General features: G+C 70.5%; 10 protein-coding genes and 4 tRNA genes. 8 read left to right on the top strand and 6 right to left on the bottom strand.

What is annotated here, in order from left to right; genetic code table 11:
- Positions 1 to 66: 66 nt before the first annotated feature.
- The 3 genes from OO62_RS16205 to OO62_RS16195 all read left to right on the top strand — a co-directional run bounded on the left by OO62_RS16205 (position 67) and on the right by OO62_RS16195 (position 340).
- Positions 67 to 139: transfer RNA gene (locus OO62_RS16205), tRNA-Glu, on the top strand.
- A 48-nt stretch (positions 140 to 187) separates the two neighbouring features.
- Positions 188 to 262, top strand: a tRNA-Asp gene (locus tag OO62_RS16200).
- 4 nt (positions 263 to 266) lie between these two features.
- Positions 267 to 340, top strand: a tRNA-Phe gene (locus OO62_RS16195).
- A gap of 77 nt (positions 341 to 417) precedes the next feature.
- Here the strand turns inward: OO62_RS16195 and OO62_RS16190 are convergent.
- Positions 418 to 1554 (bottom strand): ABC-2 transporter permease, encoded by a 1137-nt coding sequence (locus OO62_RS16190; RefSeq protein ID WP_078617192.1) that lies wholly within the window; start codon positions 1552 to 1554, stop codon positions 418 to 420.
- A 132-nt stretch (positions 1555 to 1686) separates the two neighbouring features.
- Here OO62_RS16190 and hrpA point away from each other — a divergent pair, with 132 nt between their 5' ends.
- The 3 genes from hrpA (at position 1687) to OO62_RS16175 (ending at position 6401) form a co-directional block, all read left to right on the top strand.
- Complete coding sequence (gene hrpA / locus OO62_RS16185; protein WP_077192827.1) at positions 1687 to 5805, top strand: ATP-dependent RNA helicase HrpA; 4119 nt, start codon at positions 1687 to 1689, stop codon at positions 5803 to 5805.
- 90 nt (positions 5806 to 5895) lie between these two features.
- Positions 5896 to 5970, top strand: a tRNA-Asp gene (locus OO62_RS16180).
- Between the two features lie 197 nt (positions 5971 to 6167).
- Entirely contained in the window at positions 6168 to 6401 is a 234-nt protein-coding gene (locus tag OO62_RS16175) for a DUF6274 family protein (RefSeq protein ID WP_033268083.1), read from the top strand.
- A 531-nt stretch (positions 6402 to 6932) separates the two neighbouring features.
- Here OO62_RS16175 and bldC read toward each other — a convergent pair.
- Positions 6933 to 7139 (bottom strand): developmental transcriptional regulator BldC, encoded by a 207-nt coding sequence (gene bldC / locus OO62_RS16170; RefSeq protein WP_003949541.1) that lies wholly within the window; start codon positions 7137 to 7139, stop codon positions 6933 to 6935.
- Between the two features lie 513 nt (positions 7140 to 7652).
- The gene (locus tag OO62_RS16165; RefSeq protein ID WP_033268082.1) at positions 7653 to 8489 is read right to left on the bottom strand and encodes a DUF8083 family protein; all 837 of its coding nucleotides are present in this window, start codon (positions 8487 to 8489) and stop codon (positions 7653 to 7655) included.
- A gap of 205 nt (positions 8490 to 8694) precedes the next feature.
- On the opposite strand from OO62_RS16165, the gene OO62_RS16160 reads away from it, so the two are divergent.
- Entirely contained in the window at positions 8695 to 9813 is a 1119-nt protein-coding gene (locus OO62_RS16160; protein WP_106974862.1) for a Leu/Phe/Val dehydrogenase, read from the top strand.
- Positions 9814 to 10131: 318 nt separating this feature from the next.
- Positions 10132 to 10380 carry a DUF3073 domain-containing protein gene (locus OO62_RS16155; protein WP_033268080.1) on the top strand — a complete coding sequence of 83 codons (249 nt, stop codon included), beginning with the start codon at positions 10132 to 10134 and terminating at the stop codon, positions 10378 to 10380.
- A 237-nt stretch (positions 10381 to 10617) separates the two neighbouring features.
- Here OO62_RS16155 and purM read toward each other — a convergent pair whose 3' ends face one another.
- The 3 genes from purM to OO62_RS16140 form a co-directional block, all read right to left on the bottom strand.
- Positions 10618 to 11688, bottom strand: coding sequence for a phosphoribosylformylglycinamidine cyclo-ligase (gene purM, locus OO62_RS16150; protein WP_033268079.1), 1071 nt, complete (start codon positions 11686 to 11688; stop codon positions 10618 to 10620).
- 34 nt (positions 11689 to 11722) lie between these two features.
- Positions 11723 to 13282, bottom strand: a complete 1560-nt coding sequence (purF, locus tag OO62_RS16145; RefSeq protein WP_033268078.1) for an amidophosphoribosyltransferase — start codon at positions 13280 to 13282, stop codon at positions 11723 to 11725.
- A 462-nt stretch (positions 13283 to 13744) separates the two neighbouring features.
- On the bottom strand, positions 13745 to 14542 hold the full coding sequence (locus OO62_RS16140) for a maleylpyruvate isomerase family mycothiol-dependent enzyme (RefSeq protein ID WP_033268077.1): 798 nt from the start codon (positions 14540 to 14542) through the stop codon (positions 13745 to 13747).
- Positions 14543 to 14596 lie beyond the last annotated feature (54 nt).

Below are 14596 nucleotides of genomic sequence, written 5' to 3'. Positions count from 1 at the left end.
GTCCTCCCATCCCATATGCTTCTCACGTCCCCGACGGCGCCGGTAACGACGCCAAGGTGGCCACCAGCCCTCATCGTCTAGTGGCCCAGGACGCCGCCCTTTCAAGGCGGTAGCACGGGTTCGAATCCCGTTGGGGGCACGCATCACCGTGTGCGAGACTGGCTCAGGCCGCTTTCGCGCAATGCAAGGTCCTGTGGAGCAGTTTGGAGTGCTCGCCACCCTGTCAAGGTGGAGGCCGCGGGTTCAAATCCCGTCAGGACCGCTGCGGCTGGGTAGCTCAGTTGGTACGAGCGATCGCCTGAAAAGCGATAGGTCGCCGGTTCGACCCCGGCCCCAGCCACACCCATTGGGAGAAGGCCCCGATTCACTGAATCGGGGCCTTCTTCGTTGTTGATCCGCGGCTCCGGTCGGCGCGCCTCAGCCGTCCGCCGCGTGGGCCCCCGCGAGCTCGCGGCCGCCGGGGTGGCGGTGGCGCCAGCCCCAGAAGACGGCGCAGGAGACCGCCGACCAGCCGGCCAGCACCAGGAAGGGGAAGGCGTGCTGGTGGCCGCCGAAGTAGACGGCGGTGTGCTGGGCGTTGACCGAGGCGCCCGGCGGCAGCCAGCGGCCGATGTGGCCGAGTGCGGACGGCAGCAGCGGCCAGGAGACCGCGCCGCCCGAGGACGGGTTGCCCAGCAGCACCATCAGCCCCCAGGTGGGGAGCATCGCCCAGCGCCCCATCAGGGTGTTGAACATGGTGAAGACCATGCCGGAGGTGAACATGGTCAGCGCGAGGATCAGCCAGGACTCCAGGAAGGGCAGCCGCAGCGCGCCCAGCCACCAGTCGACCACCGCCGCGATGGCGAAGGCGCCGAGCAGCGCGTAGACCACGGTGAAGACGATCCGCTCGGCCGGGTTGAGGGCGCGGGCGTGCACGCTGAGCTGGATGGCGCCGACGAAGCCGATGATCACGGCGGCCAGCGAGATGTAGAACAGCGCGAGGCCGCGCGGGTCGCCCTGCTGAAGCGGCTTGATGTCCCGGAGGATGACCTCCACACCGGTCGCCTTGCCGACCTTCGCACCGGCCTCGGCCAGCAGCTGGGCCACCGTCGCCCCCGAGGCTCCGGAGACGTCCAGTTCCACGCGGTTGCCGCGGTCGCGCAGGATCGCGAACTCCTCCTGCTCGTCGACGGCCCGCCGGGCCTGGCCGTACGTGGCGTAGCCGGTCAGCCGGAGCGAGGCGTTCAGCGCCTTCTCCATCCCGAGGACGAACGCCTTCTCCTGCGGGGCGCGGGGGGAGCCGACCACGGCGGTGGGGATGTGCCGCGGGGTCGGGTTGGCCATGGCGTAGGTGTACGAGCCGGCGAACAGGCCGGCCGCCGCGGCGAGGATGAGGACCAGCACGCAGGCGGGGAAGAACGGTGACTCCTTGAAGGCCGCCCACTTCTCCGCGGTGGTCCCGGTCCGTCCGTGGGCACCGTGCGGGGCGGCGGCGCCGGGGTCGTCGCGCGGGCCGGGGTCGCCGTTCCGGCCCTGGTCGTCGCGCGGGCCGGGGTCGCCGCGATGATCAGACATACGGACACGCTAAAACACCGATGTCGGACATACCCGGGCAGGGACCCTGGCGGCGCGCCCCGGCATCCGCGGGCCGGCCGCGCGGCAAATGGTTCGCCAGTCGTTCGGCCGAGGTGAGATCCTGGGGGACGTATGTCCAGTCAGCCTGCCTCCGCCCTGCCCGACGGCACTGCTCACGCCGCGTCCGGCGCCACCGCTCCCACCCTTCCCGCCCTGCTGGAGCGCCTGCCCGAGCTGATGCTGCGCGATCAGCAGCGGCTGGGCCGGCGGCTCGACGGCGCCCGCCGGATCCGCAAGCCCGAGGCCCGGGCCGCGGTGCTCGCCGAGATCGCGCAGGGCCTCGACGAGGCCGAGCTGCGGGTGGCGCAGCGGCGCGCCGCGGTACCGGAGATCACGTATCCGGAAGAGCTGCCGGTCAGCCAGAAGAAGGACGACATCCTCGCCGCGATCCGCGACCACCAGGTCGTGATCGTCGCCGGTGAGACCGGTTCCGGGAAGACCACGCAGATCCCCAAGATCTGCCTGGAGCTCGGCCGGGGCGTGCGCGGCCTGATCGGGCACACCCAGCCGCGCCGGATCGCCGCCCGTACGGTCGCCGAGCGGGTCGCCGAGGAGCTGAGGACCCCGCTGGGCGAGGCGGTCGGCTGGAAGGTCCGCTTCACCGACCAGGTCGGCGGGGACACCCTCGTCAAGCTGATGACGGACGGCATCCTGCTCGCCGAGATCCAGACGGACCGCGAGCTGCGCCAGTACGACACGCTCATCATCGACGAGGCGCACGAGCGCAGTCTCAACATCGACTTCATCCTCGGCTACCTGGCGCAGCTGCTGCCCCGGCGCCCGGACCTGAAGATCGTGATCACCTCCGCGACCATCGACCCGGAGCGGTTCGCCCGGCACTTCGGCTCCTTCGCCACGGTCGGGGACGCCCCGGCCGCCGCGCCGGACGACGGCGACGAGCGGCCCGGCGCGCCGATCGTCGAGGTCTCCGGGCGTACGTACCCGGTCGAGGTGCGCTACCGCCCCCTGCTGGAGGAGGGCGGGCAGGACGCGGACCGCGACCAGATCACCGCGATCTGCGACGCGGTGGACGAGCTCCAGGCCGAGGGGCCCGGCGACATCCTGGTCTTTCTCTCCGGCGAGCGGGAGATCCGGGACACCGCGGACGCGCTCAACAAGAAGCAGCTGCCGCGCACCGAAGTGCTCCCGCTGTACGCCCGTCTGTCGCACGCCGAGCAGCACCGGGTCTTCCAGCGCCACACGGGCCGGCGCATCGTGCTCGCCACGAACGTCGCCGAGACCTCGCTGACCGTCCCCGGCATCCGGTACGTCATCGACCCGGGCATGGCCCGGATCTCGCGCTACAGCTACCGCACCAAGGTCCAGCGGCTGCCCATCGAGCCGATCTCGCAGGCCAGCGCCAACCAGCGCAAGGGCCGCTGCGGCCGTACGAGCGACGGCATCTGCATCCGGCTCTACTCCGAGGACGACTTCCTCTCCCGCCCCGAGTTCACCGACGCGGAGATCCTCCGTACGAACCTCGCCTCGGTCATCCTCCAGATGACCGCGGCCGGCCTCGGCGAGATCGAGAAGTTCCCGTTCATCGACCCGCCGGACCGCCGCAACATCAAGGACGGCGTCGACCTGCTCAGCGAGCTGGGCGCGCTGGACACCAAGCAGAAGGACCCCCGCAAGCGGCTGACGCCGATGGGCCGCAAGCTCTCCCAGCTGCCGGTCGACCCGCGGCTGGCGCGGATGGTGCTGGAGGCGGACCGGAACGGCTGCGTCCGTGAGGTCATGGTGATCGCGGCGGCGCTGTCCATCCAGGACCCCCGCGAGCGGCCCTCCGACAAGCAGCAGCAGGCCGATCAGCAGCACGCCCGCTTCCGCGACGAGTCCAGCGACTTCCTGGCGTTCCTGAACCTGTGGCGGTACATCCGCGAGCAGCAGAAGGAGCTGTCCTCGTCGGCCTTCCGCCGGATGTGCCGCAGCGAGTTCCTCAACTACCTCCGCATACGCGAGTGGCAGGACATCTACTCCCAGCTGCGGACGGTCGCCAAGTCCATGGGCATCCACCTCAACGAGGAGGACGCGGCGCCGGACCACGTACACACCTCCCTGCTTTCTGGTTTGCTTTCGCACATCGGACTGAAGAATGCCGGGCTGGAGGGCACGAAGGAGGGGGGCGGCAAGAACGAGTATCTCGGCGCCCGCAGCGCCAAGTTCGCGGTCTTCCCCGGCTCCGCGCTCTTCAAGAAGCCACCGCGCTGGGTGATGTCGGCGGAGCTGGTCGAGACCTCCCGCCTGTGGGCGCGGGTGAACGCCAAGATCGAGCCCGAGTGGATCGAGCCGCTCGCCCAGCACCTGGTCAAGCGGACGTACAGCGAGCCGCACTGGGAACAGAAGATGGCCGCGGTGATGGCGTACGAGCGGGTGACGCTCTACGGCGTCCCGATCGTCGCCCAGCGCAAGGTCAACTACGGCCGGATCGACCCGGAGACCTCCCGGGACCTGTTCATCCGCAACGCCCTGGTCGAGGGCGACTGGCGCACCCATCACCAGTTCTTCCATGACAACCGCAAACTCCTCGGCGAGGTCGAGGAGTTGGAGCACCGCGCCCGGCGCCGCGACATCCTCGTGGACGACGAGACGCTCTTCGACTTCTACGACCAGCGCATCCCGGCCGAGGTGGTCTCCGGGGCGCACTTCGACTCCTGGTGGAAGAAGCAGCGCCACGAGGAGCCGGAGCTGCTGAACTTCGAGCACTCCATGCTCATCAACGAGTCCGCGGAGGCTGTCACCAAGGACGACTACCCGGACTCCTGGCGGCAGGGAAAGCTGAAGTTCAAGGTCACCTACCAGTTCGAGCCGGGCGCGGACGCGGACGGCGTGACCGTCCACATCCCGCTCCAGGTGCTCAACCAGGTCTCCTCCGAGGGCTTCGACTGGCAGATCCCGGGCCTGCGCGAGCAGCTGGTGACGGAGCTGATCCGCTCGCTGCCCAAGCCGATCCGGCGCAACTACGTCCCGGCGCCGAACTTCGCGGCCCGCTTCCTGGACTCGACGGTGCCCCTGCAGGGCTCGTTGACGGCTTCGCTGGCCGCGGGACTGCAGCGGATGGTCGGCGTCCCGGTCGCGGCCGCGGACTTCGACACCGGCAGGATCCCCGACCACCTCAAGATCACCTTCCGGGTGGTCGACGAGCGGCGCCGCAAGCTCGCCGAGGCCAAGGACCTGGAGGCGCTGCGGCTCCAGCTCAAGCCGAAGACCCGGGCGGCGATCTCCAAGGCGTTCGAGGAGGCCGCCGGGCGTCCCGCCAGGGACGGCAAGGGCGGCCGGACGGGCGCCGACGACGCACAGCCGCCGGCCGGCCCGGAGCAGCGGACGGGGCTGACGTCCTGGACGATCGGCACGCTGCCGCGCACCTTCGAGACCCGCCGGGCGGGCCAGCCGCTGAAGGCGTACCCGGCGCTGGTCGACGAGGGCAGCAGCGTCGCCGTACGGCTCTTCGACACCGAGGCCGAGCAGCTGACCGCCATGTGGGCGGGCACCCGTCGCCTCATCCTGCTCAACATCCCCTCCAACCCCGCCAAGTTCGCCCAGGACAAGCTGAGCAACCAGCAGAAGCTCGCGCTGTCGCGTAATCCGCACGGCTCGATCGCGGCGCTCTTCGAGGACTGCGTGACCGCCGCCGCCGACCGACTGATCGCGGCCCGGGGCGGCCCGGCGTGGGACGAGGAGTCCTTCCGGAAGCTGTTCGACGCCGTCCGGGCCGACCTGGTGGACGTCACGCTGCGCACCATCCAGCAGGCGCAGGAGGTGCTGGCCGCCTGGCAGGCGTGCGAGCGCCGGCTGAAGGAGACCACCTTCCCCTCGCTGCTGCCGTCCCTTGCGGACGTCAAGGAGCAGCTGGCGGCGCTCATCAAGCCGGGCTTCGTGACGGCGCACGGCGCCAAGCGGCTGCCGGACCTGATGCGCTATCTGGTGGCGGCCGACCGCCGGCTCCAGCAGCTGCCCACCAACGCCGAGCGGGACCGCACCCGGATGGCGAAGGTGAAGGAGATGCAGGACGAATTCGCCTGGCTGCTGGAGCAGTTCCCGCCCGGCCGCCCGGTGCCGGCCGCGGCCCTGGACATCCGCTGGATGATCGAGGAGCTGCGGGTGAGCTACTTCGCGCACGCCCTGGGCACCGCGTATCCGGTCTCCGACAAGCGCATCGTGAAGGCGGTGGACGCCGCGGTCCCCCGGTGACGGACGGCCCCCGGCATCGAGTTCGACCGCACCCCCTGACCTGCTGTAGAGTCTTGCTCGCAGCCCGCCGCAAGCGGGAGGCAAACGCAAGGTCCTGTGGAGCAGTTTGGAGTGCTCGCCACCCTGTCAAGGTGGAGGCCGCGGGTTCAAATCCCGTCAGGACCGCTTTTTTACGGCCCGCATCGCTCGTCGATGCGGGCCGTAGTGCGTTCCGGCCCGCCGTCCGGATAGCCGCCCGGACCAGCCGCGTCCCGGCCGCCCGCCGACTGCGGGCAGTGATCGTCGCGCTGCCGGCCGTATTGACTGCGGGCTGCGCCCCCGGTACTCACATGGAAAGGCGTGGGGGCCGGGGAGGGATCGCGATGACGACTGCGGTACGGCACGAGACCAAGGCACTGCTACGGGCCCATCTGGCGGCCGCGGCGGGCTACCGCCATCTGACCCGGCACTGCCCGGTCTGCCATCAGCTGCTGCGGCTCGCCATGGAGCCGCACACGGCCCCTTCGGAAGCCCCGGCGCACGCGCCCGCTCCGGCGCCCGCTCCGGCCGCCTGTGAGCCGTCCGCGGCCGAGGACGAAAGTCCCGCCCCCAGGTGACGGAAGACGCCTGTGCCACGGCCCGCGCGGTGAAAGGCTGAGCGGTGTCAACGGGGAAAGTTCACTACCCCAGTGGACGTATCGGGTTCAAGCGGTGCGCCGTGTGACGGGAGTCACCGAACTGGTTTCCCGAAGCGGGGAACTTACACCTCCCCTACAACCAGTCAATTTAATATGTGCAATTGCACCCCCCTCGAATGACTCCGGGAGGAGACCGTCGGGTCCGCTCGGGAAGGCCCCTGCAGGCCCCCTGACGGCGCCCTGGGAGCCGCCGGGGACGCCGGCGGCGTCAGCCCGGGGCGACCGCCCTGACGAGCCCGGGAGCGGCCGCACACAAAAAGAGATCGCGCTGGACCCGGCGGAGTCCAGCGCGATCGATGACGTACCCGGGTGGAGCGGGTGTGGGGCCTGTTGGGGCAGGCGCCGCGTCGTATGAAGCTGTGTGCAGCGGGGTGGAGCAGGTCGAGCTGGTGCTGCAAAGCGGGCGTTCTCGGGTTGGGGGCCCCGAAAACAGCCTGGTTATGCGGTTGTTCAGGCCTCGCTGCGCTGCTGCGGAATGCCCGCGAGCAGTGCGCGGACCTCAGCCTCGCGGTAACGCCGGTGTCCTCCGAGCGTGCGGATGGACGTGAGCTTGCCTGCCTTGGCCCAACGGGTGACCGTCTTCGGGTCCACGCGGAACATCGTGGCAACCTCGGCAGGGGTCAGCAGCGGCTCGGCGTCAGGGGTGCGAGCGGTCATGAGCGGCCTCCTCGGGAGAACCGAACCATCACGGTTCTTTCCTCTAAATTCTGCACCTTGACCCGCGTTGCCCGAAATGGCGGACGCGGGCCGAGTCGGTTATAGGACGAACGGCTTGTCCTCGGCACTACAACTACACCATCTGTCCAGCCACGTCGGCCAAACCGATGGAATTGCCCTCTCAGGTGTTCAACCTCGGCGGAAGCCGATGGACCGTGCCATAGCGGACAGTCACTCGACCGTGACGATCAGTCACAACGCGACCAGTCCCCACGAGACCCCTCAAGGAGCGCAATACCGATCTATCCGCCCTTAGTTGGACGGAAGGAGCCCCGGTCGGGCTCCTTGTCCTATTTTGGCACGAGGGTGTGCCTTGCTAGCAAGACCCGAAGTCAGTGCTTTAGGTCACGCTTGAGGCAATCGCCCGGTTAAGGACCTACGTCCCTTACCGCCCAACCACCGGAAGGCGAACAGGACGCCACCGCGCCTCGAACCTTCGGCAACCGGGGGCCCTCAGCTGGCGAACTGCCGCTCACGCACCGCACGCCAGCGCTGCGAAAGCTTCTCGTACGCCACGCCGGCCCGCTCGCCGTCCCCGTCGCGCAGCGCCGCCAGCCCCTCCGCCACCTCGGCGGCGGAACGGTCCTCGGCGAGCTGCTCCTCGGGCACCGCGTGCACCAGCCCTCCGTAGTCCAGCTCCACGAGCGAGCGCGGATGGAATTCCTCGAGCCAGCGCCCCACATCTACCAGGCCGTCGATCAGCGGTCCCTCTTCCAGGGCGTCCCGCAGCGTGCGCAGTCCCCGCGCGACCCGGCGCCTGGCCTGGACCATCGGCGTCCGGTAACGCAGCAGAGGCCCCTGGTCACCCTTCGCGTACTCCCGCTCGTCGTCGTCGAAGAGGACGAACCAGCGGACCGGGACGTGCCAGGCCGCGCCGCGGATCCAGGGCCGGGCGTCCGGGTTGCGCTCGCGCCATTGCTCGTAATCGGTCGCCGCCTGCCGGCGCACCACCGGGGGCAGCGCCGCGTCCAGCACCGACGCCGGCAGCAGCTCCTCCAGGCCCTCCAGGGCCTGCCAGCCGCGCAGCCGGGTCCGCCACGGACAGACGCAGGTCACCTCGTTCACCACGGCGACGAAGGCGTCCGCGCTCTCGTGCACCGGAACCGGCACCGGCGGGGTCGGCAGCAGGTCGGCCAGCGCCCGGCGCTGCTCGTCCTGGGCGGTGGGGGTGTCGTCCCGTTTGGCGTAGCGGGCCCAGTGGGAGCGCTCCGGCTCGGGGAACGCTGCCAGCGGCTCATAGACCCGCAGATACGCCATGTACGGGACCCTCACCGACGACGCCACGGCCACGCCCGCTCCTCCAAAGGGAAGTCCCCTGCCGAAGGTCCCGGACGCGTTCCGGGGCCTCGGCCGGCCTGCGATACGACCAGATCGTCCCACGTCCGTCCCCCGGGAGAGGGTGATCCTCGGCACCTGCCGGATCAACCGGCCCGGCAGGTCTTACGCTCTTTTCAACCGGCCCTCCCCACCCGTAGGAGGGCATCCTTCGCGACTTATGGGAGTCACCACAGTGACTGACGTACGTCCGGCCCCCGCCGGCACCGACGGCGGCGTTCTGCACACCCTCTTCCGGTCCGAGCAGGGCGGCCATGAGCAGGTCGTTCTCTGCCAGGACCGGGCCAGTGGCCTCAAGGCGGTGATCGCCGTCCACAGCACCGCGCTGGGCCCCGCGCTGGGCGGCACCCGCTTCCACGCGTACGCCTCCGAGGAGGAGGCCGTGCTGGACGCGCTCAATCTGTCGCGCGGCATGTCCTACAAGAACGCCCTCGCGGGTCTGGAACACGGCGGCGGCAAGGCCGTGATCATCGGCGACCCCCACCTGGTCAAGACCGAGGAACTCCTGCTCGCCTACGGCCGGTTCGTGGCCTCCCTCGGGGGCCGCTACGTCACCGCCTGCGACGTCGGCACGTACGTCGCCGACATGGACGTCGTCGCCCGTACGAACAAGTGGACCACCGGCCGGTCCCCCGCGAACGGCGGCGCCGGCGACTCCTCGGTGCTGACCGCCTACGGCGTCTTCCAGGGCATGCGCGCCTCGGCCCAGCACGCCTGGGGCGACCCGACGCTGCGCGGCCGCAAGGTGGGTATCGCGGGCGTGGGCAAGGTGGGGCACCTCCTCGTCGAGCACCTCCTCAAGGACGGCGCCGAGGTCGTGATCACCGACGTCCGCACCGAGTCGGTGGCCCGGGTCGTCGCCGACCACCCGCAGGTCACCGTGGTCGCGGACACCGAGACGCTGATCCGCACCGAGGGCCTGGACGTCTACGCGCCGTGTGCGCTGGGCGGTGCGCTGAGCGACGACTCGGTGCCGGTGCTGACCGCGAAGGTGGTGTGCGGCGCGGCCAACAACCAGCTCGCGCACCCCGGCGTCGAGAAGGACCTGTCCGACCGCGGCATCCTCTACGCGCCCGACTACGTCGTGAACGCCGGTGGCGTGATCCAGGTCGCCGACGAGCTGCACGGCTTCGACTTCGACCGCTGCAAGACCAAGGCGGCGAAGATCTTCGACACCACGCTGGCGATATTCGCTCGTGCGAAGGCCGACGGCATTCCGCCTGCCGCGGCCGCCGACCGCCTGGCCGAAGCGCGCATGGCGGAGGCACGGCACGCCTGACCGAGCGCGGAGATCCGGTCTTGCCGGCCGGAAACACTGCCTTGCGCGACCCGCCACGGGCGGCGGGGGAGACATCCCTCACCACCCGTCGGCGGGTCGCCGTACAGGACAGGTTAAAATCGCAGTTGACCAGCGGGGACGGGGCGCCTTGCCGGTCGTGCCGAGCGGCGGGTGATGCGGGCGACGTACCGTATGGCCGCGGAAGCAGGTACCGTTAAAGCCCTACGGGCCGGTCTCTCTGTCGAGAGCCCGCTCTGATCCATGAACGCGTGTCAAGACTCTGGGGCCATCGGGCCCCGTCATCGAGGGGGTCGACCCATGGGGCGCGGCCGGGCCAAGGCCAAGCAGACAAAGGTCGCCCGCCAGCTGAAGTACAGCAGCGGTGGGACGGATCTCTCACGACTGGCCGACGAGCTGGGTGCAACGCAGTCGAACCAGCAGCCTCCGAACGGGGAGCCGTTCGAGGATGACGAGGACGACCCGTACGCACGGTACGCAGAGCTGTACAACAAGGACGATGACGACGAGGACGACGGCGACTCGTCCCAGCAGCGTCGTCGCGCCTGACCGTTCTGCGCGCTCACGGCACCCATAACAGCATTACGGACCCGGTCCTGGCTCTTGCCCGGACCGGGTTCTGTGCTGCCCGGAAGTCCGCACGCGTCCGGTGATCCGACGGTGGGGTGGTGATCGTCGGGACGGCGGCCGCGCCGGCGGGTGCCGGGGCGACCGCGGGTACTCCCCCGGCGGATGCCGGGGGCACGCTCACCCATGGCCCGTGCGGGGCCATGGGGGCTCGTCCGTTCAGCTCGCGTAGTCACCGGTCAGGGTCACAGCCTCGGCGTGAGCGCCGCGCTCGACGATCTCACCGCTGACCCAGGCGTCCACGCCGCGGTCCGCCAGCGTGGTCAGGGCGACCTCCACCGACTGCTGCGGGACGACGGCGACCATGCCGACCCCCATGTTCAGGGTCTTCTCCAGCTCCAGGCGCTCGACCGAGCCGGCCTTGCCGACCAGGTCGAAGACCGGGCCGGGCGTCCAGGTGGAGCGGTCGACCGTGGCGTGCAGGCCGTCCGGGACGACCCGGGCGAGGTTGTTGGCCAGACCGCCGCCGGTGATGTGCGAGAAGGCGTGCACCTCGGTCGTGCGGGTCAGCGCCAGGCAGTCCAGCGAGTAGATCTTGGTGGGCTCCAGGAGCTCCTCGCCGAGCGTGCGGCCGAACTCCGGAACCTCCTGGTCCAGGGCCATGCCGGCGCGGTCGAAGAGCACGTGGCGGACGAGTGAGTACCCGTTCGAGTGAAGTCCGGAGGACGCCATCGCGATCACCGCGTCGCCCGTTCGGATACGGTCCGCGCCCAGCACCCGGTCCGCCTCGACGACGCCCGTGCCGGCGCCGGCGACATCGAACTCGTCCGCACCCAGCAGCCCCGGGTGTTCCGCGGTCTCGCCGCCGACCAGCGCACAGCCCGCCAGCACACAGCCCTCGGCGATGCCCTTGACGATCGCGGCGACCCGCTCCGGGTAGACCTTGCCGACGCAGATGTAGTCGGTCATGAACAGCGGCTCGGCACCGCAGACGACCAGGTCGTCGACGACCATGCCGACGAGGTCGTGGCCGATGCTGTCGTAGACGCCCATCTTGCGGGCGATGTCGACCTTCGTGCCGACGCCGTCGGTGGCCGAGGCCAGCAGCGGACGCTCGTAGCGCTTGAGGGCGGAGGCGTCGAAGAGACCGGCGAAGCCGCCGAGGCCGCCGACGACCTCGGGGCGGGTGGCCTTCTTCACCCACTCCTTCATCAGGTCCACGGCGCGGTCGCCGGCTTCGATGTCGACGCCCGCGCTCGCGTAGCTGGCACCAGTGTCTGCAGTGGACATGGCAGAGAACTTTCGTGTCGTGTGTGTACGAGCTCTACGGGCGACGCAGCGCGTCGGCGCCGCCGACCCCGGCCGTGAGCGTCTGGACGCCGTCCACGTCGGACGTCGTCGGGGCCGCGGCCTCCGTCTCCAGGAGGTGCTTGCCCAGCAGCTCCGGGTCGGGCAGCTCCATCGGGTACTCGCCGTCGAAGCAGGCGCGGCAGAGATTCGGCTTGGCGATGGTGGTCGCCTCGATCATGCCGTCGATGGAGATGTACGCCAGCGAATCGGCGCCCAGCGACTTGCCGATCTCCTCCACGCTCAGCCCGTTGGCGATCAGCTCCGCGCGGGTGGCGAAGTCGATGCCGAAGAAGCACGGCCACTTGATCGGCGGCGACGAGATCCGGATGTGGACCTCGGCGGCGCCGGCCTCGCGCAGCATCCGGACCAGCGCGCGCTGGGTGTTGCCGCGGACGATCGAGTCGTCGACGACCACCAGGCGCTTGCCGCGGATGACTTCCTTGAGCGGGTTGAGCTTGAGGCGGATGCCGAGCTGGCGAATGGTCTGCGAGGGCTGGATGAAGGTCCGGCCCACGTAGGAGTTCTTGACCAGGCCCGAGCCGTAGGGGATGCCACTGGCCTCGGCGTACCCGACGGCCGCCGGGGTACCGGACTCCGGCGTCGCTATCACCAGGTCCGCGTCCGCGGGCGCCTCGGCGGCCAGCTTGCGGCCCATCTCCACGCGGGAGAGGTAGACGTTGCGGCCGGCGATGTCGGTGTCCGGGCGGGCGAGGTAGACGTACTCGAAGACGCAGCCCTTGGGGCGGGCCTCGGCGAAGCGGCTGCTGCGCAGTCCGTCCTCGTCGATGGCGACCATCTCACCGGGCTCGATCTCCCGGATGAAGCTGGCACCGCAGATGTCGAGGGCGGCGGTCTCGGAGGCGACCACCCAGCCGCGCTCCAGCCGGCCGAGGACCAGCGGGCGGATGCCCTGCGGGTCGCGGGCGGCGTAGAGCGTGTGCTCGTCCATGAAGCAGAGCGAGAAGGCGCCCTTGACCTTCGGCAGGACGCGCGGGGCGGCCTCCTCGACGGTCAGCGGCTTGCCGTCCTCGTCGACCTGCCCGGCCAGCAGGGCCGTCACCAGGTCGGTGTCGTTGGTCGCCGCGACCTGGGTCGCCCGGCCGCCCTCGCGGGGCAGCGCAGCGACCATCTCGGCCAGCTCGGCGGTGTTGACGAGGTTGCCGTTGTGGCCGAGCGCGATCGAGCCGTGCGCGGTGGCACGGAACGTCGGCTGGGCGTTCTCCCACACCGAGGCACCGGTGGTGGAGTAGCGGGCATGGCCCACGGCGATGTGGCCCTGCAGGGAGCCGAGGGAAGTCTCGTCGAAGACCTGGGAAACCAGGCCCATGTCCTTGAAGACGAGGATTTGGGAGCCGTTGCTCACTGCGATGCCCGCGGACTCCTGTCCACGGTGCTGCAGCGCGTACAGCCCGAAATAGGTGAGTTTGGCGACCTCTTCACCCGGAGCCCAGACACCGAAGACGCCGCAAGCGTCCTGGGGGCCCTTCTCACCGGGGAGCAGGTCGTGGTTGAGTCGTCCGTCACCACGTGGCACGCCCCCGAGTCTAGGGCAGGTCGCGCATTCATCCGAACCGGGGATGCCCGCGAATCTGGATGAGTGCATGAATGGCGCAGGAAGCCTGCTTGACGTGGCCACGGCTATTCGGCCGCGATGTCCGCCCCCGCAGAGCCCACATCCCTTGGCGCGCCTGGCACGTCACCGGCCGGCCCGCCTCGCCCGGCACCTCCGACGGCGCCGCGACGTCGACCGCGCCGGCCTCGCCGATGCCCTCTGCCACTGCGCATCAGCGGCGTAGCTACGGGTAACGGCGAGCCCGCCGGGATCTTGCGGCCACCCCTCTGAGCTGGCCTTTCATCGCTCCCTCGGAGCTTCCCGCCGCCCGCCCGGAATGTCGCTTCCGCGCCGTACGTGCCGAATGCCGTACGCCGGCGCCGGAGTTCCGGTGTGAGATACACGACGCCGCTCCGCGCGGCGCCGTCCCGGGGCGGCCCGGGCTCAGCTCATCACCGGGAGGTAGCCGCTGAGGTCGGCCCGCTCGCCGCCTGCCTGGACGGTCGCCGCAGCCAGCTCGGCGGCCCAGGTCGTACGGCCGGTGGCCAGCCGGATCCAGGTGAGCGGGTCGGTCTCGACGACGTTCGGCGGGGTGCCGCGGGTGTGCCTGGGGCCCTCGACGCACTGCACCACGGCGAACGGCGGGACGCGGACCTCGACCGACCCGCCGGGCGCCTTGACCGCCAGCGCGTCGGCCAGCAGCCGGGTGGTGGCGGCCAGCGCCTGGCGGTCGTACGGGATCTTCGTGCCGGTCGCCGCCGCCAGGTCGTCGCCGTGCACGACGAGTTCGAGGCAGCGGGTGACCAGATAGTCACCGAGCCGCATCGCACCGGGCCGTACGGCCAGCAGGCGGTCGTCGGGCTGCTCGGCCAGGATCCGCTCGAACTCGTCGGCGGTGCGGGTCAGCAGCTCCGCCGGATCGTCGCCGGCGGCCAGCTCACGAGTGCGCTCGTCGACCGCGGCGGCGAACGGCGCGGACGCGAACGGATACTCCTGCAGGGTGGCCTCCGCCTGCGACGGCGTCGGCAGCTCCAGGCTGCGCGCCACGCTGCCCAGGGCCATGGACAGGTGCGCCACCAGCTCCCGCACCGTCCAGTCCCCCAGCCGCGTCGGCAGCGCGTACTGCTCGGCGGTCAACTCCCTTACGGCCGCGCGCACATGGGCGAGCTGTGCGGCGACGGCGGCGCGGGTCCTGGCGGGGTCGTAGCTGCGGGTGCGGGACGTACCGCGGGCGGGAGACATGGCGCCGAGGCTACTGGGGCCGCGGCCCGCGCGCCGCCGGATTCATGGCAGGAG

It is taken from the genome of Streptomyces lydicus, from assembly GCF_000717345.1.
GTDB classification, from domain to species: Bacteria; Actinomycetota; Actinomycetes; order Streptomycetales; family Streptomycetaceae; genus Streptomyces; species Streptomyces lydicus.
This window is presented reverse-complemented; position numbering and strand designations above follow the sequence as displayed.